This window comes from Halopiger goleimassiliensis, from assembly GCF_000455345.1.
GTDB classification, from domain to species: Archaea; Halobacteriota; Halobacteria; order Halobacteriales; family Natrialbaceae; genus Halopiger_A; species Halopiger_A goleimassiliensis.
In genome coordinates, this window is sequence record NZ_HG315691.1 from 505,738 (window position 1) to 526,774 (window position 21,037).

Here is a 21,037-nt window from a genome sequence, read left to right on the forward strand (position 1 = left end):
CCGGTGCGGTTCGTATCGGCGAGGAGCAACTGCTCTCGAGTGCGGTATCGGACTGCCGTTCCGGCTCAGTATCAGCACGAGCGACGCGTTCGGTAGCCGCCGACCCGCGCCAACCGTTTTCCCGATGTGTCACGTGATGGCGCACATGTCCCTCGAGCGCGTGTTCGACCGCGTTCCCGATCCGGCATCGTTCACGCTCCCGGAGTACTCGCTGCCGCGTGGCGATCCGGTGATGCCCATCGCCGTCACGCGGGCGGAACTCTCGGCAGTGCTGGACCTGTACGAGACCTTTCAGGCGGTCGATCCGACCGGCCTCGACGCGAACCCGCTGTTCGCGGCGACGCGGGAGTACGTAGAACGGACGTTCGGCACTCCGCAGTATCGACCGGACGAGAAGCTACACGACGACGTGGAGGCGATGCTGACGACGTTCTCGAACGACCTCGGGAGTCGATCGATGGCCGTCGTCGACGCGACGCCGGCCCACCACCGGACGCTGTACCTCTTCCTGATCGCGTGTCGGAGCTATCACGCGACACCCCACGTCCGGTTCGACCCCGACCCTGACGCCGTCGAGACCCTGTACGACCTCTACCGGCGGGTCACGGACCAGGACGTCTACCTCAAGAACCCGACGTCAGTACTCGAGTGAGCGATCACAGACGGATGAGTAGACGCGGCGAGGGACCTCACCCGGTAAGGAAGCCGCCCGGTGGAATGCGACCGGTGGGGGAATCACCCTCGGTGGAGTCCTCGCCGAACTCGGGAGAGTGGTCGATCGTCCGCTTGACCTTCCGTCCGGTTTCCGTCACTGTCGTCAGCTGGTGAGATAGTTTACTCATACACGAGTAAACAACGTCGCGGCCCTGATAAGGGTTTTCGCGACGAACGATCGTGGCAGACGACTCCCACTGTTCAACTCGGACTGCAAGAGGGCTTTCGCGACGATCGAGAGAAAGAGGTGCACCAACTGCTGGATCCGGGCGATCGGCGTTTTGCGTCGGCGAGGTGCTGTGCCTCGTCTTACCGACCGTCGATCGAAGGGATACTGATTTCCAGAGTCGACTATTAATTCTACTTTCCGGGCAGAACAATTACGTTGTTCCCCGAGGTACATTTTCGACCACGAGTATGGGGAGGAAGGACACACGTTCTGCCGCAGTTTCGGTTTCCGGTTTGACCAAACGATACGACGGACCCGAGGGTGAGGTTCGGGCTCTCGACGGCGTCTCGTTTCGTATCGATCCGGGACAGGTAGTTGGTATTCTCGGCCCGAACGGGGCAGGCAAAACGACGCTGATCAAATCGATGTTGGGACTTATCGTTCCGACGGAGGGTGACGTCGTCATCGACGAAATCACCGTAACCGACGACAGCACTGACGTCTATTCGCACGCTGGTGCGATGTTAGAAGGGGCACGGAATATCTACTGGCGGTTAACTGTCCGGGAGAACCTCGAATTTTTCGCAACCCTTGCCGGCCACTCCCCAGACGCAGTACGTGATCGACACGACGAACTGCTCGAACTGTTCGGGTTGACGGAGAAAGCCGACGTGGCCGTCAGGGAACTCTCGAGGGGGATGAAACAGAAGGTCTCGCTCGCAACCACGCTTTCCCGTGGCTGTTCCGTCCTGTTTCTGGACGAACCGACCCTCGGACTGGACGTAGAGAGTTCCCTCGAGTTGCGGCGAGAACTTCGTCGCCTGGTCGACCGTCAGTCGTTGACCGTCGTTCTTTCGAGTCACGATATGGACGTCATCGAGTCCCTCTGCGATCGAATCATCGTTCTCAACGACGGACGGATCGTTGCCGATAGTACTATCGAGGAACTCACCGCGATCTTCGAATCCCAGGCGTACGACGTAACGATGAACGAACCGCTACCGGAGGGGGTGCGCCGATCGATCGAACGCACTCACACGGTCGAACAGTGGACGCAAACGGCCGATGGCAAGGAGACGTTTACGGTCGTACTCGCCAGGGCCGAGTTACTGTACGATCTGGTCGAAACTCTCGAAGAAAGCGGCCGTGTGATCGAGTCGATCGACTCGACCGACCCGGATCTCGAAACGGCGTTCCTGGAGATTACGGGGCAGAAAACGGACGAACCGTCCGCAGCCACTGGTGAAGAGGGCACCAGACAGAGAGCGGACGACGGGCAGCCGTCGAAGAAAGACGTGACGGCACGACGGCAGTATCGACCCGACGATGAACGGCCGAGCGAAGCAGGTGGTGAGAACTAGTGCGTCCGAGCGATACGTCAGAAGTACCGTTCAGTACGACGCTGACGCTCGTTCGGGGTATTTTTAAGAAACAAGTGATATTGATGCTCCGATACCCCCTCAATTTGCTCTCCGGATTGCTGACGATGTACCTCTTCTTCCTGATGATCTTCTATGGAGGGAGTACGATAGCCGGGGAAGCACTCGCCGACAACCTGGAAGGCATCATCATCGGGTTTTTCCTGTGGTCGATGGCGTGGAGCGCGTTTGCCGACCTCACGTGGAATATTACTCGCGAAGCGCAGTGGGGGACGCTCGAACAGCTATACATGTCCGTTCATCGCTTCGAATACGTCATGCTCGTCAAATCGTACACGAACGTCGTCCTGAGTTTCCTGACCGGCGCGCTGATTCTACTGCTGATGTTGCTGACGACTCGAGAGACGGTACACCTGGATCTGATAACTATTGTTCCGATAGTCCTTCTGGGCCTGTCCTCGATACTCGGGATCGGGTTTATCTTTGGCGGGTTGGCGATCATCTACAAACGAATCGAAAACGTGTTTCAGATTCTGTCGTTCGGGCTGGTAGGCCTCATTGCTGCTCCGGTCAGTTCGGTCCCAGTTTTGCGGGGGTTACCACTGACCCAGAGTAGCTACCTGCTACGACAGGCGATGCAAGAGGGGACACGTCTCTGGCAGTTCCCAGTCGCCGAACTGGTGATTCTGCTCGGTTGTGCCGTCGGATACCTTACGATCGGCGTAGCCTTCTTTGGACTGGCCCAGCGACGAGCACGCAAATTAGGAGTTTTAGGACATTACTGACGGGACCCGGTTGTGTTTTCGATTGTTTTCTCACACTGTACTATAATCTCGGAAAATTTTAAATATAATCTCGGTGGGGACGTTGTATGGACCACATACAGATATTAAAAAAGGCGACCTCCCAAGAGGCGAACGTAAATACACGTCCCGTACGGCCGGTCACGTACTTCCAGGAGTTCTCCCAGAAAGAATCTACCACCGGTGATATCAGCGAGATATTTCACGAGTCCACGAAAGTAGACCAAGTGAATCCGAAGTTCAACCGATCTATCGAGCAATTCGAGCGGTTTTCGGAGGAGACGGCTACTGCATTTATCGCCGGAACGGATCATCGAGAGCGACCGCTGGTGGACCTCCCGGACGGAGACAAACCGACTGGAGCAGTTTCGGATGCAATCCTCGAACGGCGATCGGTGCAGAATTTCGAACGATACGAGGTCCCTCCTGACGAGTTGAGTACGCTGTTACAGTACGGTTGCGGAATGGTTCGGGACGTGATGTTCGAGTTCGGAGAGCACACGCATCGGGCACGGGGGTATCCCTCAGCAGGGGCACTGTACCCCATCGAACCGTATATCGTTCTCCTCGACGCGGACCGGATCGATTCGGGAATTTACTATTACTCCGCCCGAGAACACGGCCTTCGAGTTATCGAGCAGGCCGACCGAGAGACCATTCTGGAACGACTGGACGCGTTTTTAGACGACTGTCCACCGAACCTTGCAGCGGCGTCATTGCTGTTCCTCATGACTGGAGCGTTCTGGAAAACGAAAATTAAGTACGGGCCACGAGGGTATCGGTTCGCGCTGTTAGAAGCCGGGCACATGGCCCAGAACGTCCAGTTAGTTGCAGCAGCGATGGGGTTCGGAACGGTAAGTCAGGGCGGGTTGAGGGAGAGCGAAGTCGACGAGGTACTCGAGGTAAATGGCGTAGACGAATCGACCGTGTACGGGTTTTTCGTCGGTAAGCCTGCCGAGACGGGTGATACCGATGGCTGAGAATCTGGAGGGCGTACACCCGGCGATAAATCCCATTTTCGTCCCCCTGAAGATCTCCGACAACGAAATCGAATTCCGCGTTGGTCCGTTCGCGGGGGCAAAACACACGATCAAAGACTCCGACGAGGAGGGAACGATTGCGGAACTGCTCGAGTATATCGACGGACGGAGTACCGTCTCGGAGATACTCGACCAGTTCGACGAGGAGCATCGAGAGGAGATTCGGTCGGTAGTAGCCACGTTACTCGAAAAGAAGGCCCTTATCGACGTTAGTGACCGGGACCCCAACAGCCTCTGGAGTTACAGTACATTGGCCGACCGGGTTTCTGACGAGGAGCTCGATCGTCTCCGAACGGCGACGGTCGGCGTCGTAACCCGCGGCCGAATCGGGGCGATGGTCGCAGCAGACCTGGCCGAAACCGGTGTCGACCGGGTCCAGCTACTCGACGTCGACGACGACCGACGCGGGATCGTCGAATCGATCGACGGAGTCGTGACCCACACCGATACTGTCGACTCGCTCGTATCGAACGTCGAGTACGTGGTGTATGCAGACAACACGCCGGGAATGGATTTCGCCAAGCGAGTCAACGAGCGGGCAGTCGAAACCGACACACCGCTGACGGTCGGACACGTACTCGGTATCGAAGCGATCGTCGGACCAACGATTGTACCGGGGCAAACGCCGTGTCTTTCGTGTCTGCTGGAACGATGGCGTATGAACCAAACGGCGAGTGAGAACTACCAGGCGTTCATCGAGAGTGTCCCTGATCAACAGCGGGTACATTTACCCTCTCACTCGCGAATCGTCGGGGGATTGGTAGCGAAAGAAGCGACGACGCAACTGCTCACTGGCCACGGGTACGTCGTTGGACGAACGCTCGATATCGATCTGGTCTCTATGAATATGGAGACGAACGAGATCATGAAAATGCCGCGCTGTGACGTGTGCGGGGCTTCGAGCGAAAATTGGCAACGGTTAATCGATCCTGAAGCGTTCAAATATGATTGAACACGAGCAACACGGAGAGGTAACGTTGCCGCTGTCCCGAATACTCGGTGAGAAAACCGGGCTCTGCACCAACGTCGTCTATACGCTTCCGCTACGAGCGGATCCGGCGGATGGCGTAGTCGTCCGTGGAGATAAACCCGATATCAGTACGTTGTTCGACGACGAAAACGCGAACGGGTTCATACAGTCTTCCGGAAAAGGCGGGTCGGTTCGCGAGGGGACGGTTACCCTGTTAGGCGAAACCGTAGAGCGATACGTGCCCCAGATAACCCACCCCGATAGCAACGATGCACGTTATACCGAACTCGCCGCCGACTACGAGATGATCGATCCAAAATATCTGCGCCTCTATAGCCCGTCGGCCCGAGAACGAGCGGCAGAATACTTCGGTGAACTGGACGAGTTCGATCCGTCCGACGTCCGTCCCTGGATCGCCGGGACGAATCTCCTCACAGGGGAGCAGACGTACCTGCCGCTCGAGTTCGTGTACGGAACGTCGGGAACCGACTGGAATCCGATCATCCCGACGACGACGAACGGACTCGCCTGTCACGAAACGATACCACAATCAGTGCTCGCCTCGTTGTACGAGCAGATCGAACGTGACGCGTTCATGGAAACGTGGTTTACGGAAACGACACCGAATCGAATTCAAACCGACGAGTTCCCGACCGAAACGGAACAAGTTCGACTACACCTGCTCGAGTACGAGACGGGGGTCGACCTTCCAACCGTTGGCTGTCTCGGTATTCTATCGGAAAGCAATACGTCGTACCCGTTCTTTTCCGGCGGTGCTGGCGAAACGTATCGGGCAGCGATACGAGGGGCATCGTTCGAAGCCACACAGTGTATCCAACTGATATCCGGCCACAAGAAACGCGACGTCGTCGACGATATCGATCCTCGAGGGATCGACAATCTCGAGGACAACGTCTACTATTATTACGACACCGACAATTTCGATCACCTGGAGTTTTTGCTCGACGGTCCCTCGAGATCGATGCGTTCGATCGACGGAAATCACGAATTCGATGGGCCAGGCGAGGAGCTATCGTTCGTGCTCGACAGGCTCGCTGCCGAAGGTGTTACTCCGATCGCGTTCGACCTGACGACGCCGGACGTCGAGGACATCGGAGTGAACGTTACCAAAGTCATCATTCCGGAGCTGCTACAGTTATCGTATCCGTCGTTTCCGTTCGATCGGCACCCAAAACTCGACGGTCGGATCGAAAACGAGGCTCCACACCCGTACCCCTAACACGGGCGCTGAGATACGTTATGTCGAATTCGCGACCTGTCGGTCCCGGAGCCTCAGCCGCGTTATTCACGGGTGTACTGCGTTCGAAACCTGACGCGTGTCGTTCGTAGACGTGACTCCGAGTGACTGAAGAGGTCGGAAAAACCGGGTTCGGCCGGAGTTGCGGCCGTTAGAATTGGATTCCAGTACAGCAACAACTGTCACAGGCACAGCAGCCACAGGTATTCGTCGCGAACGCTTTGGAATCCATACCCATCTTCTTGGGGGCCTCTTCCCTCAGTTTTGCGTGTTCGTTGTCGATTCCGATTTTGTCTCTGGCTTCCGTCCTCCCGTGGTGGGAATCTATCTCTAGGTGCATCCGGCATTGCTGTCTACGCAATAACATAAATAATTTCGGGCGTAGGGGACAGATACTATCCCTGTATCGGTCCAGTACACCGGCCCGGTTTCGTCAGGAAGGCTTGCCCGTGTGAACGGGATCCCCCGCTGTCGAACGTGATCACGCGTTACTCCGTTATCGAACGGAGCGTTTCCGTCGTTCGCCTCCAGAACACTTCGTCGGCGTTTGCGTATCCGGAGGCGGTACCCCCAAACGTCCAGAGTCCGTCCGTACGGTTGGCAGTTGGCTGGTACGGGACCGTCACTGCGTGCCCGGCGTCCTCCAGAACGAGCTGTTCGTATTCGTAGGGGTGGCCGCGTTCGTCCAGCCGATCAATGGCAGGTTTGCAGAACCGTTTCGCGTCCCAGAGTGCGTCGTCTGCACCCGAGATAAACAGAAGCGGCCCGTCGATCTCTTCGACGGGGATCGTCGCTTCGTCGATCCGTTCGGGTGTTGCCGCTTCGTAGGACTTCGTATAGTTCGACCACAGATCCATGGGGGGCTCCATATCCCACTCTAGATCGTCCCGAAACGGGAGATATGGAACGGGTTCGCCATCGATCGTCCACGACGAACACGAACCGGGCACCTCGAGTCCGAACCCTTCCCACACTACCGCAGATCCGCCGAGAGAAACGACAGCACCGATGCCGTCGGTCTGTGTGGCCGCCAGGAGAGCGAGTTCCGGCCCCTTCGAAACCCCCACGGCCCCGACCTGGGATCCGGCTGTACGTTCGTGGTCGAGCAGCCACTCGACCGCATCGACGGCGTATTCGACCGGGATTTCGACTACGTTGTTCGGAACCGACGCCGTTGCGTGTTCGGAGAAGGTAAACCAGTGAAGCGCGAGCACGACGAATCCATTCGAAGCGAGCATTCGACTCGTTTCGTACATGGGTGTCCCACTCGTTCCGTGAAACGTGACGACGCCGGGTGCCGGCTCGTCTCCCGGTGGTTCGTAGAGCAATCCGTCGAAGTGCTCCTCGATTTTGGTAACAGTAACCGCAGGATCGCCGTACGTTCGTAGTAGTTCCGACGTGCCAAGCCTCGTTCCGTCGGCCCTCACCTCGAACTCGAGGACCGTATCGTCATCGATCAAGTACGGGTCGGTTCCGTCTTCCGGCACCATCGTTTGAATCAGCGCCATCGTATCAGGGTTGCTGAACGTTCCGTCTACTGGTTCGTCCCTTTCAACCGCAATGATCCCATCTTCTACGTCGTAGACTGCTCTCGACGTCCACGTGACGCCGTTTTTGTCATCAAGCCGCGCACAAAGCGTGACGGGTTCGTCGGACGGAACGTCTTCGATCCGTAACTCGAACCGCTGGTCCAGTTGGACCACCCCAGGGTGGTAGAACGTGGGATCGTACTCGGTGCTAGAGCTGTCGCTCACTGAAATCACCCTCTACAGCACGGGTTGGTGGTGCCGACGAACGCTCGTGAGATAGCCACTGGCCATCACCACGATCAATCAATGGAGTGTCAGTAAAGCTTTGGGGGAGACGCATCCTCGCGAGGAACGACTGGATTCGTACTCGCGTGCCCCAACCAATGAATTCTTTTCCCCTGCCCCCACAGTAGTTGCGTATGCACTACCGAGCCGTCGACGCCACGAGCGAGTACGTCGCCCGCCTCGAGACGGGGGCCGAGTGGCGAGCCGAGATCGAGACGCTCGCCGAGGAGGTCGAGGCCGAGGCGGCGTGGTTCACGGCGCTCGGGGCGGTACAGGACGCGGAACTCTGGTTCTACGATCAGGAGGAGTGCGAGTACTATCCGATCGCGTTCGACGAACCGCTCGAGGTCGCCAGCTGCGTGGGTAACGTCTCGTGGCTGGAGGACGACCGCTTCGCCCACACCCACGCGGTGCTTTCCGACGACGAGGGCACCACCTACGCCGGCCACCTGAACGAGGCGACCGTCTGGGCTGGCGAGGTCCACATGCGCGTCTTCGAGGAGCCGCTCGAGCGGGAGTACGACGAGACGACCGAACTGGACCTCTGGCTGTAGCATGCGCGAGGCAGACGAACGGTACTTCGAACGGCTCGAATCCCAGCTCGAGGACGCCTTCGACGTCGCCGAGGAGGCCAAAGAACGCGGCGCGGACCCGAAACCCGAGGTCGAGATTCCGACCGCACGGGACATGGCCGACCGCGTCGAGAACATCCTTGGCATCGACGGGGTCGCCGAGCGCGTCCGCGAACTCGAGGGGGAGATGTCCCGCGAGGAAGCCGCGCTCGAACTCGCCGAGGACTTCGCCGAGGGCCGGGTCGGCGACTACGAGACCAAGGCTGGCAAGGTCGAGGGCGCGGTTCGCACCGCGGTCGCCCTGCTGACCGAGGGCGTCGTCGCCGCCCCCATCGAAGGGATCGACAAGGTCGAAATCTTGGAGAACGACGACGGCACCGAGTTCGTCAACGTCTACTACGCGGGGCCGATCCGTTCTGCGGGTGGCACGGCGCAGGCTCTCTCCGTACTCGTGGCCGACTACACCCGCGCGCTCGTCGGCATCGACCAGTACAAGGCCCGCGACGACGAGATCGAGCGCTACGCCGAAGAGATCGCCCTCTACGACAAGGAGACCGGCCTCCAGTACACGCCCAAGGACAAGGAGACGAAGTTCATCGCGAAGCACATGCCGATCATGCTGGACGGCGAGGCCACCGGCGACGAGGAGGTCTCCGGCTTCCGCGACTTAGAGCGGGTCGACACCAACAGCGCCCGCGGCGGGATGTGTCTCGTCCTCGCGGAGGGGATCGCCCTCAAGGCCCCGAAGATCCAGCGTTACACCCGCAACCTGGACGAGGTCGACTGGCCGTGGCTGCAGGACCTGATCGACGGCACGTACTACGACGACGCGGGCGACGAGGACGACGAAGACGAGGCTGACGACGGTGACGAGGAGTCAGCCGACGATGGGGGCGGCGCGGACGCCGAAGCCGCCGAGGAGGACGCCGAATCCGACGACGAACCGCAGGGTCCCCCGCGCGTCGACGAGTCCAAGAAGTTCCTCCGGGACCTGATTGCCGGTCGCCCGGTCTTCTCGCATCCCTGTGCGAAGGGCGGCTTCCGACTGCGCTACGGCCGCGCGCGCAACCACGGGTTCGCGACCGCCGGCGTCCACCCCGCCGCGATGCACCTGGTCGACGACTTCCTCGCGACCGGCACCCAGATCAAGACCGAGCGGCCCGGGAAGGCCGCCGGCGTCGTCCCCGTCGACTCCATCGAGGGACCGACCGTCAAACTCGCCAACGGCGACGTCCGCCGGATCGACGACCCCGAAGACGCCCTCGAGATCCGCAACGGCGTCGAGAAGATCTTAGACCTCGGCGAGTACCTCGTCAACTACGGCGAGTTCGTCGAAAACAACCACCCGCTCGCGCCCGCCTCCTACACCTACGAGTGGTGGGTGCAGGACTTGGCGGCCGCCGGCGCGGACGTCCAGGCCCTGCAGGACGACCCGCGGATCGACCTCGAGTTCCCCGACCCCGAGGAGGCCCTCGAGTGGACCACGGAATACGACGCACCCCTCCATCCGGAGTACACCTACCTCTGGCACGACCTCTCGGTCGACGCGTTCTGCGACCTCGCGGCGGCGGTTGCAGACGGGCGAATCGAGCAAGACGGCGACGGGAGCGTGAACGGGAACGGCGACGACAGCATCCTCGTCCTCGAGTACGACGAGCGCGTCGCCGACGCGCTCGAGACGATCGTCATCGAGCATCGCCAGCGCGAGGGAGAGAATCGCGTCGAGATCGACGACTGGCGGCCGTTCGTCCGCACCGTCGGCTGCGAACCCCGGCAGGCGGTCGCCGACGGGGCGGCACTCGAGAGCGAGGCGCTACGCGCCTCGGACAACTCGAGCGGGCCACCGCGAGAGTCCGATCCCGACGGTCGCGGCGAGGACCCCGAACCCGACCCTGAACCCGAGGAGCCGACCATCGAACTCGAGCGCACCTGGACCGACGACGACCTCTCGGAACGTGCCCGCACCTGGGGCCACGAGGCAGAGGGCGACAACGCCATCGAGGCGGTCAACGAGGTCGCCCCCTTCGAGGTCCGCGAGCGCGCGCCCACACGGATCGGTAACCGGATGGGTCGTCCCGAGAAGTCCGAGCGCCGCGACCTGAGCCCGCCGGTCCACACGCTGTTCCCGATCGGCGAGGCCGGCGGCTCCCAGCGCAACGTCGCCGACGCGGCCAAACACGCCGAGACGATGCAGGACACCCCCGGCGTCGTCGAGGTGCAGGTCGGCCGCCAGCGCTGTCCCGACTGCGATACGGAGACGTTCAAGAACCGCTGTCCCGACTGCAACGCCCGGACCGAACCGGACTATCGGTGTCCCGACTGCGACGAGTCGCTCGAGCCCGACGACGCCGGCCGCGTCGAGTGCGACCGCTGTGAAATCGAGGGGACCTGCGTCGAGACCCGCGAGATCGACGTCAACGACGAGTTCCGGAGCGCCCTCGAGTCGGTCGGCGAGCGCGAGAACGCCTTCGACATCCTGAAAGGCGTCAAAGGGCTCTCCTCGACGAACAAGATCCCCGAACCCATCGAGAAGGGGGTCCTTCGGGCCAAACACGACGTCTCGGCGTTCAAGGACGGCACCGTCCGCTACGACATGACCGACCTGCCCGTGACGTCGGTCCGGGCCAGCGAACTCGACGTCGACGTCGGCCAACTGCAGGCGCTGGGTTACGAGGAGGACATCCACGGCGAACCGCTGACCCACGAGGACCAGCTCGTCGAACTCAAGGTGCAGGACATCGTCCTCTCCGACGGTGCCGCCGAGCACATGATGAAAACGGCGGACTTCATCGACGACCTGCTCGAGCAGTACTACGGCCTCGAGCCGTTCTACGAACTCGAGGATCGCGACGACCTGGTCGGCGAACTGGTGTTCGGGATGGCACCGCACACGAGCGCGGCAACTGTCGGCCGGATCGTCGGGTTCACAAGCGCGGCGGTCGGGTACGCACATCCGTATTTCCACGCAGCGAAGCGCCGAAACTGCTTCCACCCTGACACCACGATTCGTTACGAGGACGAGTCCGGAAGCGTCTGCGAGGAGTCCATCGAAACGTTCGTCGAATCGCGATTAACCGATCCTCGCGAAGACGACTTCGGAGCCCTCGTTCAGGACCTCGAGGCCTCGCTCACAGTTCCGTCGATTGACGACGACGGACGACGCGTGAACCGACCGGTCGAGTCCGTTTCCAAGCATCCCGCACCCGATCATCTAATCCGGATCGAAACGCGCAACGGACAGTCGCTGACGGTAACTCCGGATCACACGATGATCGTCTGGAACGATGGCCTCGAGCGGATTCCGGCGAGCGAACTCGAGGCTGGCGACGAGATTCCGACGCCGGCTCGAGCCGATTCAACGGATGAATCAGCTGTGTCCGTACAACGGGAGAGCGTTGCTGACGGCGGTCGTCCGGAGGTTGATATGGTAGAACGGACCGAAATCGTCCCATCCGATGTCGAGTACACCTACTGTCTCACGGTTTCGGATACGCACATCCTCGAAGCGAACGGACTGTCGGTCGGCCAGTGCGACGGCGACGAGGACTGTGTAATGTTGCTCATGGACGGCCTCTTGAACTTCTCGCGGTCGTACCTGCCCGACAAGCGCGGTGGCAGCGTCGCCGAGGACTCCCGGCTGATCGCGTTCGATCCCGACGGGAACCTGCGGTTCATGACTTTCGACGAGTTCTGGGACGAACTCGACGTACCGATCGAGATCGACGGCAAGTTCCAGAAGAAGACCGCTGCGCTCGAGGGGTGGACGACCTACGCGTTCGACGACGACCACGAGGCGTCACCGAAGCCGATCGAGAAGGCGATCCGGTACGAGGCTGACGACGACGAGGAACTACTGCGAATCTCCACGCAGTTCGGACGCGAACTCGAGATCACGACCGATCACAGCCTCTTCCGGTACGACGACGGAATCGAGGAGATCGCCGGATCGGACCTCGAAGAAGGCGACCTGATCGTCGCACCGCAAAACCTCGACGTGGAACCGGTCGAAACGACGATCGACGCGCTCGAGTGCGTCGACGATCCGTACGTGTTGCTCGACGACGAGCACGAGGAGTGGCTGACCGAAGTCTGGAATGACGCGGAACGCGGCGGTGACACACGCGTTGCCTTCGACGATGGCCTCTCGTACCGACTCTCGAAGAAGAAAGTCTGTCGAGAAACGCTCGAAGAAATCGAAACCGAACACGGCGACGCCGATCTCCCCATCGATTGTTCGATCGGCTGGAAGGGGTCCTCGGACTGTATCGATCGGTATATCGACGTCGACGAGGACTTCGCGTGGCTGATCGGAATGTTCGTCGCCGAGGGTACGCTTTCGGGAACTCGACCGGCTATTCACAACGCTGACGAGGATCTCGTCGATCGAGTCGTAGAGGCGACCGAGTCCGTACTCGGTTGCGAGCCGAGCGTTCGGTGGTCGAACAAGGCCTACGAGGTCGCGTTCCCGGCCGTCTTCTTCGACGTGTTACACGAGCTCGGTTTCGAGGACTGCGATTCCTACAACTCGAGCGAAAAGATCGTTCCCGACTGTATCCTGCGAGCCGAGCGCGACGTCGTCCTCGCATTCTTGCGAGGGTTCATCGCCGGCGATGGCTCCGAATCCAGCGACGACAACCACACGTCGATCGGATTCCACACGACGAGCGAAGACGTCAAAGACGGGATCGTCTTCTGCTGTCACCGCCTCGGACTCGTCGCGAACGTCTCGCGTCGCGAGCGAGATCCGTCGCGGCAATCGATCTATACGGTCTCCGTCTCCGGCGGTGCGTCACGCAATCCGCTCGAGCAAATTCTCGACGGGGACGAACCGTACCAGCCGAAGAGTCTCATCGTCTCCATTCCCGACGAACTGATGGAAATCCGCGAGATGGAGATCGAGGGGGTCAAACAGTTGATCCCGAAATATCTGAAGCGGCGCGACAACATCTCGCTCGAGAAACTCGAGGAGATCGTCGACGAACTCGACCGTCGCGATCTGCCGGACGAAGCCGAGGCGAAACTCGAAGCGATCCGACCGCTGGTCGACGGCGACCTCTCATATCTCCGGATCACGGACATCGAGCGGGTTGAATACGACGGCTACCTCTACGACCTGCAGGTCGGCGGCGATCCGATCTTCACGGCGAACTGGCTGTACGCGCACAACTCGATGGACGCGCCGCTCGTCATGTCCTCCCGCATCGACCCTTCCGAGATCGACGACGAGGCCCACAACATGGACATCGTCTCGCAGTACCCCCGCGAGTTCTACGAGGCCACCCGCGAGCAGGCCGACCCCGAGGCGGTCGACATCCAGATCGCCGAGGACACCCTCGGCACCGACGGCGAGTACACCGGCTTCGAGCACACCCACGACACCACCGACATCGCGATGGGGCCGGACCTCTCGGCCTACAAGACGCTTGGCTCGATGATGGAGAAGATGGACGCCCAACTCGAGCTCTCGCGGAAACTCGAGGCCGTCGACGAGACCGACGTCGCCGAGCGTGTCATCGAGTACCACTTCCTGCCGGACCTGATCGGCAACCTCCGGGCGTTCTCCCGCCAGGAGACCCGGTGTCTCGACTGCGGCGAGAAGTTCCGCCGGATGCCCCTGACCGGCGACTGTCGGGAGTGTGGCGGCCAGGTCAACCTCACCGTCCACCAGGGCTCGGTCAACAAGTACATGCAGACCGCGATCCAGGTCGCCGAAGAGTACGACTGCCGCGACTACACGAAACAGCGTCTGGAGGTCCTCGAGCGGTCGCTCGAGAGCATCTTCGAGAACGACAAGAACAAGCAGTCAGGTATCGAGGATTTCATGTGACTGCGACGAACGGACGTCCGGAACCGTCCGATTACTCCGTTTCGTCATCCATCGCACGTTTCGAGAACGGGGTATAAAACACGCTCTTGTCGTCCGGTTGTCGTTGGTCCAGGCTGCCGAACCAGGCTGCTACCCCGACTGTATGTCCCACCTGTGCAAGGCCGAATCCGATAATCGATCCGCCGAGGACACCGGCCAATACGGGACCGGCGATAATACCGATGGCGACTGCTCCGCCGGCGAGGAGGACGACGAAACCCACTCTGACACCGGTTCCGGTACGGGTACGCAGTCTCGGAAACGGTTTGGTGAAGATATCCAGTAGATATACGATGAAATATGTGGTCCCGCCAAGAAGGAGTCCTGGCCACCACACCTCACTATATATCACAAAAATCCAGACGAACAACAGGGTCAAAACGCCGGGAATAACTAGTTCTCGCCACGTCGGCGGCCGTGGTGCCAGCCACTCACGAATAGGTTCCATAAGTAAATAATAGGTATCCGCCTGCATAGTTATTCCCGTAGTATTGAGTAAATTAATATTTTTGTGCCAATAAGCCCGGATACTTTGGACACCCCTGTACCGATATCGACCGAACCAAACGATATATAGCCGGGTACCAGCCGAATAGGTGCAGAATTTGTAGTATCTATCGATGTCGAACGAAATAGAATAAGACCCTCAAAAGCTTACAAATCTACTAACCTGAGAGGATACCGATACTTGGTTTCTCATAATTAGAGTCAAGGACAAATACTTATGCCCCATTATACACCATTATCAATTATGACGTTAAGGAACGACCATTTCTCGAGGAGAAACGTACTAAAATCAGCCAGTGTTGCCGGTGTCGGAATGAGTGCTATCGGAGTAGCTTCCGGAAAGAGCGCCAGTGAGTACGTAAAAGCGGTTGATGTAGATATTGAGATCACTGAAGTTACTGGATCCGAACGCGAGCGGGCGATCGAGCGGGCTATGAGCGAAGAGGCTGCGGTACTCAGAGATTATATCGAAACGAACGAACGAACGACAGTAGATTGGGATTCGAGTACGATACTCAAGGTCGAAGAAGAACTCGAGGACTCGGTCAGATATGTCGTCAAGGCCCCAGCCGAGACCACATCGGGAACCACATTTATACAGTACAATGGTTTCGACATGTTGTCCGACCGATCGGAACTCGAAATGGCGACCTCGGTCCCCGATGTTATCGGATTTGTCGGTGATTCGAACGCGGAGGACGTGAATGCGTTACACGTCGAACGCAACGAAGTCGTTACGGAGAGCATCAGTTCGGATATCGCTCCCGATCAAGTCATGCCCTGCACAGAAGATCAGTTAGCTCCCGATTGCGGCGGAGGTGGAGGGTGTGGTACCTGTCTGGTACATACGGGCGTCGATTGCGCCCCCAGTTGGGATTGTATGGTTACGATAGCTACTTCGGCAGGAAGCGCAATTAAAGGATGTTCGTCCTGTGTTACAAGTCTGAGCTGGCAAATCTGTCTCTGGTGTGCGACCACAGCCTTTGCAGCAGGTATTACTGGTTCGAACTGTTTAGGCTGTGAGGACACTGAATGGCAATGTGCACCCAGCGATGTAGCAGGAACCATTTGCGGATAATACTACCGAAACAGTCAGTGAACATCTGATCCGATCGTAATACCCGTCGCGCCCCGCTACAATACTTCCTGCTGGCGAGCCTTCTCAATCATACGGCCGAACAGTACTGAACCACCAATTCACCCTTGCTCGGCCGCTTCCGTTACGCTACGGTAGACAGCCTTCTCCGGCACCCCAGCACGCTTAACTTCATTTTTAACGAACCGGGGTGTATGTCGACGGAGTTAGACGAGATTCGTTCGCGACTGGATCCGGACCAGTACTCGTTCGCCGACGGGGATCGGCGCGAGCACTCGCAGGACTGGGGGACAGACGACGCCGACGCCGTCTCGCCGGATCTGGTCGTCTGGCCGGAGTGCACCGAGGACGTCTCCGCCGTCCTCGCGGCGGCGAACGAGCGGGGCGTCCCGGTGACGCCGTACGCCGCGGGAACGAGCCTCGAGGGCAACCCCGTCCCAGCTCGCGGCGGGATCAGCCTCGACCTCACGCGGATGGACGACGTCCACGAGATCCGGCCCGACGGCCTCCAGATCGACGTCGGGCCTGGCATCTACGGGAGCGAGATCAACGACGCGCTCGAGGAGTACGGCCTCATGCTGCCGTCGTTACCCTCATCGGGCAACATCTCGACGATCGGCGGGATGATCGCGAACGACGCGGCCGGGATGAAGACGGTGAAGTACGGCGAGGTCGCCGACTGGCTGCTCGAGGCCGAGGCCGTCCTCCCGACGGGCGAGGTGATCACCGCGGGAAGCAAGGCCGTGAAGACGTCGTCGGGCTACAACTTACTCGACCTGCTCGTCGGCAGCGAGGGGACGCTGGCGGTCGTGACGCGCCTGACGCTGCGGTTGACCGGTCGGCCGGAGCAGGTTGCGGCGGGCCGGGCGACGTTTGCGGACCTGCACGACGCGACCGAGGCGGTCTTCGACGCGGTCCGGTCGGGGGTCGACGTCGCCAAAATCGAGTTGATCGACCCGCTCAGTGCGGAGATGGCGAACGCGACGCTGGGGACGGACCTCCCGAAAGCGCCGCTGATCTTCCTGGAGTTCCACGCCAACCGGAACGTCGAGGCGGAGGTGGCGTTCTGTCGAACGATCTTCGAGGCCCACGACGTCGAGTCGTTCGAGGTGGCCCGGCGGAACGAGGAGATGGCCGACCTCTGGGAGGCCCGACGCGAACTGGCCGCCGCGGTACGGGCGTACGATCCGGACCTGTCGCCGCACAAGCCCGGCGACGTGACGGTTCCGATCGACGCGTTCCCGGAGATGGTTCGGTACATCAAGGCGGTAGGGGCCGAACACGACCTCATGATTCCCTGTTTCGGCCACGCGGGTGACGGCAACGTCCACTACTCCGTGCTGGTCGACCCCGACGACCCGGCGATGGTCGCGAAAGGGGAAGACCTCTCGGAACGGATCGTCGAACGCGCGATCGAACTGGACGGAACCGCGACGGGCGAACACGGGATCGGCCTGGGAAAACGGGAGTACCTCGCGACCGAACACGACGAGGCGGCGATCGCGACGATGCGGGCGATCAAACGGTCGTTCGATCCGAACGGGATCCTCAACCCGGGGAAAATCTTCCCGGAGGAGTCGACGCCGCGGGAGTGAGACCGAAAAGCCACGCACGAACCGGGTAACGGAACCCGTAGCAAGGGCCACGGCCGCCCCCCGCACAATGCGCGGTGGGGCTTTATCGAAGGTGACACTGTAGCCAGCGGTATGGTACAAACGGGCGAGACACCGGCGAGTGAGGGCGAAGAAGAGGCGCTCGAGGAGGTCCACGAGGTCAGATCCGGCCAGCTGGTTTACGACGAGAACGGTGACGCGCTCGGACGGGTTCGGAGCTTCGAGCAGAGCGGCTTTTTCGTCACGACCCGCGAGGGAGCAGAAGGGATGAGCGTCGAACACGCACGCTCGGGCCACGAGTTCGGCGAAGCCCACCTGATGTGGCGCTGTATGGAGTGTGGCGAGATGGGCGGAATCGACGACGGCCTCCCCCAACAGTGTCCGAACTGTGATACCGAACGGGAGAACCTGATGTACTGGACGGAAGACTGAGCGAGTCGCCGCCGTCGGTTTTCGACCGGTCGTTTCGAGGGAGTGCGGTCAGTCGTGGATACGGAGCGCGTGGCACGGTCTGACCTGCGTACACGGGAGTGGTGAGCGTGAGAACCCACCGACCGCGTTCGCTCTATACGTCCTCGAGAGCGGTGCCACTACTGACTCGTTAGAGTGGGCGGCCGGGGGCGGCGACGCCCGGCTATGGAATCCGTCCATCGGTCGCTACCTCTCGCGGGACACTCCTGAGACGCGCCTGCTCAAGGGTTGTGACCGTCGATCGGTGCAAATGTGATAGCTTTATCATGTTAGGCTGAAATCTCTTAGGTGATGACCTCGGCCCTCCAGAAAGCGATCGAGTGGACCGGTTCCATCTCGTGTGTGGGTTTTTGTCTCGGAATCGGTGCCTACCAGGGGAGCCAGCAGTTCACCCAGGTAGTGGCGCTGCGAGGCGTCGTCATCGACGCGGCCGTCAGGAGCGCCGTGCTCGCGATTCTGGCGTTCGTGGTGCTCGCGACGATCTCGGGACTGCTACTCATTCGAGAGGTGTTTCGCTCACAGGACGCAGCGCCGCGACTGCACGAGGGACCGTCGGTCGCTGCCATCGTCCCCGTCTACCGGGACGGCGACGTGCTGCGGGCGAGCGTCAACTCGCTGCTCGAGTCCAACTACCGGGACCTCGAGGTCGTAATCGCCGCGGAACCCGACGACGAACCGACGCTCGAGGTCGCCCGTGAGTTGGCCGACCACCCGAAGGTCCGGGTGCTCCTCAACGATCGACCGGGGTCGAAAGCCTCGGCGATCAACCGGGCCGTCGCACGGGTCGACGCGGACTACTTCTGCTCGCTCGACGCCGACGAGCGCGTCGATCCGGAGTTCGTTCCCATCGCGATGTACCAGCTAGTCGAAGCGGACCGGGACGTGTTCCAGGCGCGGCGCGTCCCGCGAGCGAACGGACCCGTCGAGATGCTCGCGTACTGCGAACGACTGCTGTTTCACGCGAGCTACAAACTCGTCGAACCGCTCGGGTTCACGTACTGCCGAACGTCGTCCGTCGCGTTCACGCGGGAGGCCTTCGAGACGGTCGGCGGGTTAGACGACCTCCTGACGGAGGACATCGACTTCGCTCACACCTGCTTCCGGAAGCGCCTGGACGTCCATCAGGCCCGCTACGTGACGAACGAGATGGAAGCGCCACACAGCCTCCGCGACCTCTGGGGCCAGCGAAAGCGCTGGCGTATCGGCCACATTCAGGTGTTCCAGAAGGCCATCACGGGCGGGTTCGAACCGAGTGGATTGCGCGGTACGGCGTCGACGATTCGCCTCGCAGTGAGTCTGCTCGCGAGCGTCTTCATGGTCAGTCTCGTGTCGAAAGTCGCGGTACTCGTCTACTACGGGTTCGGCGGGATCGCGGTACTGTCGGTCGTTCCGGTCTGTATAACCGTACTGCCGATCCTCTATCGGGATTACGAACTCGGCCACGTCCAGCGGCTCTCGCCGACGCTCGTGTTCGCACCGCTGATCTACCCCGGATTCGGGCTGGTGACGATACGGTGTGCGTTCGAGTACTTCCTCTCGTGGGACGGCGAGTGGTTCCAGGTCGAGAAAACCGGTGCGTAGATAAGGTATCGTGATCAACGCTTCCCTCGGTATCGGTCGACCGAGCCAGTACCCGAAGGAGGGACGCCCACATGTCTGATCGAATCTACAGCATCGACAGCACGCGTGCGATCGCGATGGTGTTCGTCGTCGCCATTCACGCCGACCCGTTCAGAGGGATCGGCACGTACGGCAACGCCGCCAACTTCGTCATCGAGTCGACCGGGCGGTTCGCGGTCCCGTTTTTCTTCGTGACGGCGGGCTACCTCTTCGCCGCCAAGCGGAGTCGTACCGACGGCCGATACGTCAGCAAATACGTCACCAGAGTGACGTCCCTCTACGGCCGGGCACTGGTAGTGTACGCGCCGATCGCGCTCGTCCTCGCCGCGGGGATGGCCGTCGGGAGCGAACGAGGAGTCGCGAACGCCGTGATCGAACGGGGTCTCGAGGCAGCCTCGCCGCTCGGCCTGGTGTACTACGGCGATTCGGTGGCGTTTCACCTCTGGTTCCTGCCGGCACTGGTGATCTCGATCGCCCTCGTCTACGCGTTCGTCGCGACGGAGAAGACGCGGTACCTCCTTCCGGTCGCGATCGCGTTTCACGCCGTCGGCATCCTCGGAGAGACCACCGGCGTCCACGTCCCGCTCGAGACCCGGGACGCGCTGTTTTTCGGCTTCTTCTACACGAGTCTCGGCTACTGTCTTCGCTCCTGGGACTGGTCGCCCGACCCGAGCCGTCGGGGACGGTACCTCGCCCTGGCCGTCCTGTTCGGGATCGTTCACCTCCTCGAGCGCTACGCCCTCGGCTACGTCCTCGGGGATGCCTCGATGCGCCACGGCGTCTACGAACCCGAGTACACGCTCGCCACCGCGCTGTTCGTGGCCGCGCTGTTCGTGTTTCTGCTCTCGAGTCCCAGCCTCGGTCGAACGACCCGGCTGCCCGAGATCGGAGCCAACGCGGTCCTCATCTACGTGGCCCACCCGATCGTCCTCTACAGTCTCGACGAGACGGCCAAATTCCTCGGGGTCGGCGACTTCGCCCTGCCGGTGACGCTACTCTGGCATTTGCTGCTCGTGCCGGTCGCGTACGTCGGGACGCTCGCACTGGCGGTGCTCGTCGTGCGGGCGGACGTGGTCCAGCGGCTCTCGGACGCCATCTCTCACCGGCGGTCGAACTCGACGATGGCGGGCCAATCCCGGTAATCC

16 protein-coding genes are annotated in these 21,037 nt (G+C 60.7%); 13 read left to right on the plus strand and 3 right to left on the minus strand.

The window, feature by feature from the left end; all coding sequences use genetic code 11:
- Nucleotides 1–145: 145 nt before the first annotated feature.
- Nucleotides 146–652 carry a hypothetical protein gene (locus TX79_RS17210; protein WP_049928864.1) on the plus strand — a complete coding sequence of 169 codons (507 nt, stop codon included), beginning with the start codon at nucleotides 146–148 and terminating at the stop codon, nucleotides 650–652.
- A 37-nt stretch (nucleotides 653–689) separates the two neighbouring features.
- On the opposite strand, the gene TX79_RS19765 is transcribed toward TX79_RS17210, so the two are convergent.
- On the minus strand, nucleotides 690–842 hold the full coding sequence (locus TX79_RS19765; protein ID WP_195892531.1) for a hypothetical protein: 153 nt from the start codon (nucleotides 840–842) through the stop codon (nucleotides 690–692).
- Between the two features lie 52 nt (nucleotides 843–894).
- Between TX79_RS19765 and TX79_RS17215 the strand changes: the two genes are divergently transcribed.
- The 5 genes from TX79_RS17215 (at nucleotide 895) to TX79_RS17235 (ending at nucleotide 6,315) form a co-directional block, all read left to right on the plus strand.
- On the plus strand, nucleotides 895–2,244 hold the full coding sequence (locus tag TX79_RS17215) for an ABC transporter ATP-binding protein (protein ID WP_230198612.1): 1,350 nt from the start codon (nucleotides 895–897) through the stop codon (nucleotides 2,242–2,244).
- Nucleotides 2,244–3,047 carry a hypothetical protein gene (locus tag TX79_RS17220; RefSeq protein WP_049928865.1) on the plus strand — a complete coding sequence of 268 codons (804 nt, stop codon included), beginning with the start codon at nucleotides 2,244–2,246 and terminating at the stop codon, nucleotides 3,045–3,047. Before TX79_RS17215 ends, TX79_RS17220 begins: the two co-directional genes overlap by 1 nt.
- An 86-nt stretch (nucleotides 3,048–3,133) precedes the next feature.
- On the plus strand, nucleotides 3,134–4,045 hold the full coding sequence (locus TX79_RS17225; RefSeq protein WP_049928866.1) for a SagB/ThcOx family dehydrogenase: 912 nt from the start codon (nucleotides 3,134–3,136) through the stop codon (nucleotides 4,043–4,045).
- Nucleotides 4,038–5,057 carry a TOMM precursor leader peptide-binding protein gene (locus TX79_RS17230; protein ID WP_049928868.1) on the plus strand — a complete coding sequence of 340 codons (1,020 nt, stop codon included), beginning with the start codon at nucleotides 4,038–4,040 and terminating at the stop codon, nucleotides 5,055–5,057. Before TX79_RS17225 ends, TX79_RS17230 begins: the two co-directional genes overlap by 8 nt.
- Nucleotides 5,050–6,315, plus strand: a complete 1,266-nt coding sequence (locus TX79_RS17235; RefSeq protein WP_049928870.1) for a YcaO-like family protein — start codon at nucleotides 5,050–5,052, stop codon at nucleotides 6,313–6,315. The genes TX79_RS17230 and TX79_RS17235 overlap by 8 nt, the downstream gene beginning before the upstream one ends.
- 506 nt (nucleotides 6,316–6,821) lie before the next feature.
- On the opposite strand, the gene TX79_RS17240 is transcribed toward TX79_RS17235, so the two are convergent.
- Nucleotides 6,822–8,087 (minus strand): acyl-CoA thioester hydrolase/BAAT C-terminal domain-containing protein, encoded by a 1,266-nt coding sequence (locus tag TX79_RS17240; protein ID WP_195892533.1) that lies wholly within the window; start codon nucleotides 8,085–8,087, stop codon nucleotides 6,822–6,824.
- 194 nt (nucleotides 8,088–8,281) lie between these two features.
- Between TX79_RS17240 and TX79_RS17245 the strand changes: the two genes are divergently transcribed.
- The gene (locus TX79_RS17245; protein WP_049928872.1) at nucleotides 8,282–8,701 is read left to right on the plus strand and encodes a PPC domain-containing DNA-binding protein; all 420 of its coding nucleotides are present in this window, start codon (nucleotides 8,282–8,284) and stop codon (nucleotides 8,699–8,701) included.
- Between the two features lies 1 nt (nucleotide 8,702).
- Entirely contained in the window at nucleotides 8,703–14,546 is a 5,844-nt protein-coding gene (locus TX79_RS17250) for a DNA-directed DNA polymerase II large subunit (protein WP_049928873.1), read from the plus strand.
- Nucleotides 14,547–14,577: 31 nt separating this feature from the next.
- Here TX79_RS17250 and TX79_RS19465 read toward each other — a convergent pair whose 3' ends face one another.
- Complete coding sequence (locus tag TX79_RS19465) at nucleotides 14,578–15,060, minus strand: hypothetical protein (protein WP_154660579.1); 483 nt, start codon at nucleotides 15,058–15,060, stop codon at nucleotides 14,578–14,580.
- Between the two features lie 276 nt (nucleotides 15,061–15,336).
- Here TX79_RS19465 and TX79_RS19470 point away from each other — a divergent pair, with 276 nt between their 5' ends.
- From TX79_RS19470 to TX79_RS17275, 5 genes are all read left to right on the plus strand, one after another.
- Nucleotides 15,337–16,170, plus strand: a complete 834-nt coding sequence (locus TX79_RS19470) for a hypothetical protein (RefSeq protein WP_154660580.1) — start codon at nucleotides 15,337–15,339, stop codon at nucleotides 16,168–16,170.
- Nucleotides 16,171–16,382: 212 nt separating this feature from the next.
- Nucleotides 16,383–17,783 (plus strand): FAD-binding oxidoreductase, encoded by a 1,401-nt coding sequence (locus TX79_RS17260; RefSeq protein WP_049928875.1) that lies wholly within the window; start codon nucleotides 16,383–16,385, stop codon nucleotides 17,781–17,783.
- A gap of 111 nt (nucleotides 17,784–17,894) precedes the next feature.
- The gene (locus tag TX79_RS17265; protein WP_049928876.1) at nucleotides 17,895–18,233 is read left to right on the plus strand and encodes a DUF7130 family rubredoxin-like protein; all 339 of its coding nucleotides are present in this window, start codon (nucleotides 17,895–17,897) and stop codon (nucleotides 18,231–18,233) included.
- A 330-nt stretch (nucleotides 18,234–18,563) separates the two neighbouring features.
- Nucleotides 18,564–19,853, plus strand: a complete 1,290-nt coding sequence (locus TX79_RS17270) for a glycosyltransferase (RefSeq protein ID WP_049928877.1) — start codon at nucleotides 18,564–18,566, stop codon at nucleotides 19,851–19,853.
- A 71-nt stretch (nucleotides 19,854–19,924) separates the two neighbouring features.
- The gene (locus tag TX79_RS17275; protein WP_049928878.1) at nucleotides 19,925–21,034 is read left to right on the plus strand and encodes an acyltransferase; all 1,110 of its coding nucleotides are present in this window, start codon (nucleotides 19,925–19,927) and stop codon (nucleotides 21,032–21,034) included.
- The last annotated feature ends 3 nt before the right edge of the window (nucleotides 21,035–21,037 follow it).

Bases quoted from the DNA above. Each gene is read 5' to 3' on its own strand.
- TX79_RS17225 (WP_049928866.1), top strand. From the start codon at position 3,134: ATGGACCACATACAGATATTAAAAAAGGCGACCTCCCAAGAGGCGAAC.
- TX79_RS17260 (WP_049928875.1), top strand. From the start codon at position 16,383: ATGTCGACGGAGTTAGACGAGATTCGTTCGCGACTGGATCCGGACCAG.
- TX79_RS17275 (WP_049928878.1), top strand. From the start codon at position 19,925: ATGTCTGATCGAATCTACAGCATCGACAGCACGCGTGCGATCGCGATG.
- TX79_RS19465 (WP_154660579.1), bottom strand. From the start codon at position 15,060: ATGCAGGCGGATACCTATTATTTACTTATGGAACCTATTCGTGAGTGG.
- TX79_RS17235 (WP_049928870.1), top strand. From the start codon at position 5,050: ATGATTGAACACGAGCAACACGGAGAGGTAACGTTGCCGCTGTCCCGA.
- TX79_RS17270 (WP_049928877.1), top strand. From the start codon at position 18,564: ATGACCTCGGCCCTCCAGAAAGCGATCGAGTGGACCGGTTCCATCTCG.
- TX79_RS17210 (WP_049928864.1), top strand. From the start codon at position 146: ATGTCCCTCGAGCGCGTGTTCGACCGCGTTCCCGATCCGGCATCGTTC.
- TX79_RS17265 (WP_049928876.1), top strand. From the start codon at position 17,895: ATGGTACAAACGGGCGAGACACCGGCGAGTGAGGGCGAAGAAGAGGCG.
- TX79_RS17230 (WP_049928868.1), top strand. From the start codon at position 4,038: ATGGCTGAGAATCTGGAGGGCGTACACCCGGCGATAAATCCCATTTTC.
- TX79_RS19765 (WP_195892531.1), bottom strand. From the start codon at position 842: ATGAGTAAACTATCTCACCAGCTGACGACAGTGACGGAAACCGGACGG.
- TX79_RS17245 (WP_049928872.1), top strand. From the start codon at position 8,282: ATGCACTACCGAGCCGTCGACGCCACGAGCGAGTACGTCGCCCGCCTC.
- TX79_RS19470 (WP_154660580.1), top strand. From the start codon at position 15,337: ATGACGTTAAGGAACGACCATTTCTCGAGGAGAAACGTACTAAAATCA.
- TX79_RS17250 (WP_049928873.1), top strand. From the start codon at position 8,703: ATGCGCGAGGCAGACGAACGGTACTTCGAACGGCTCGAATCCCAGCTC.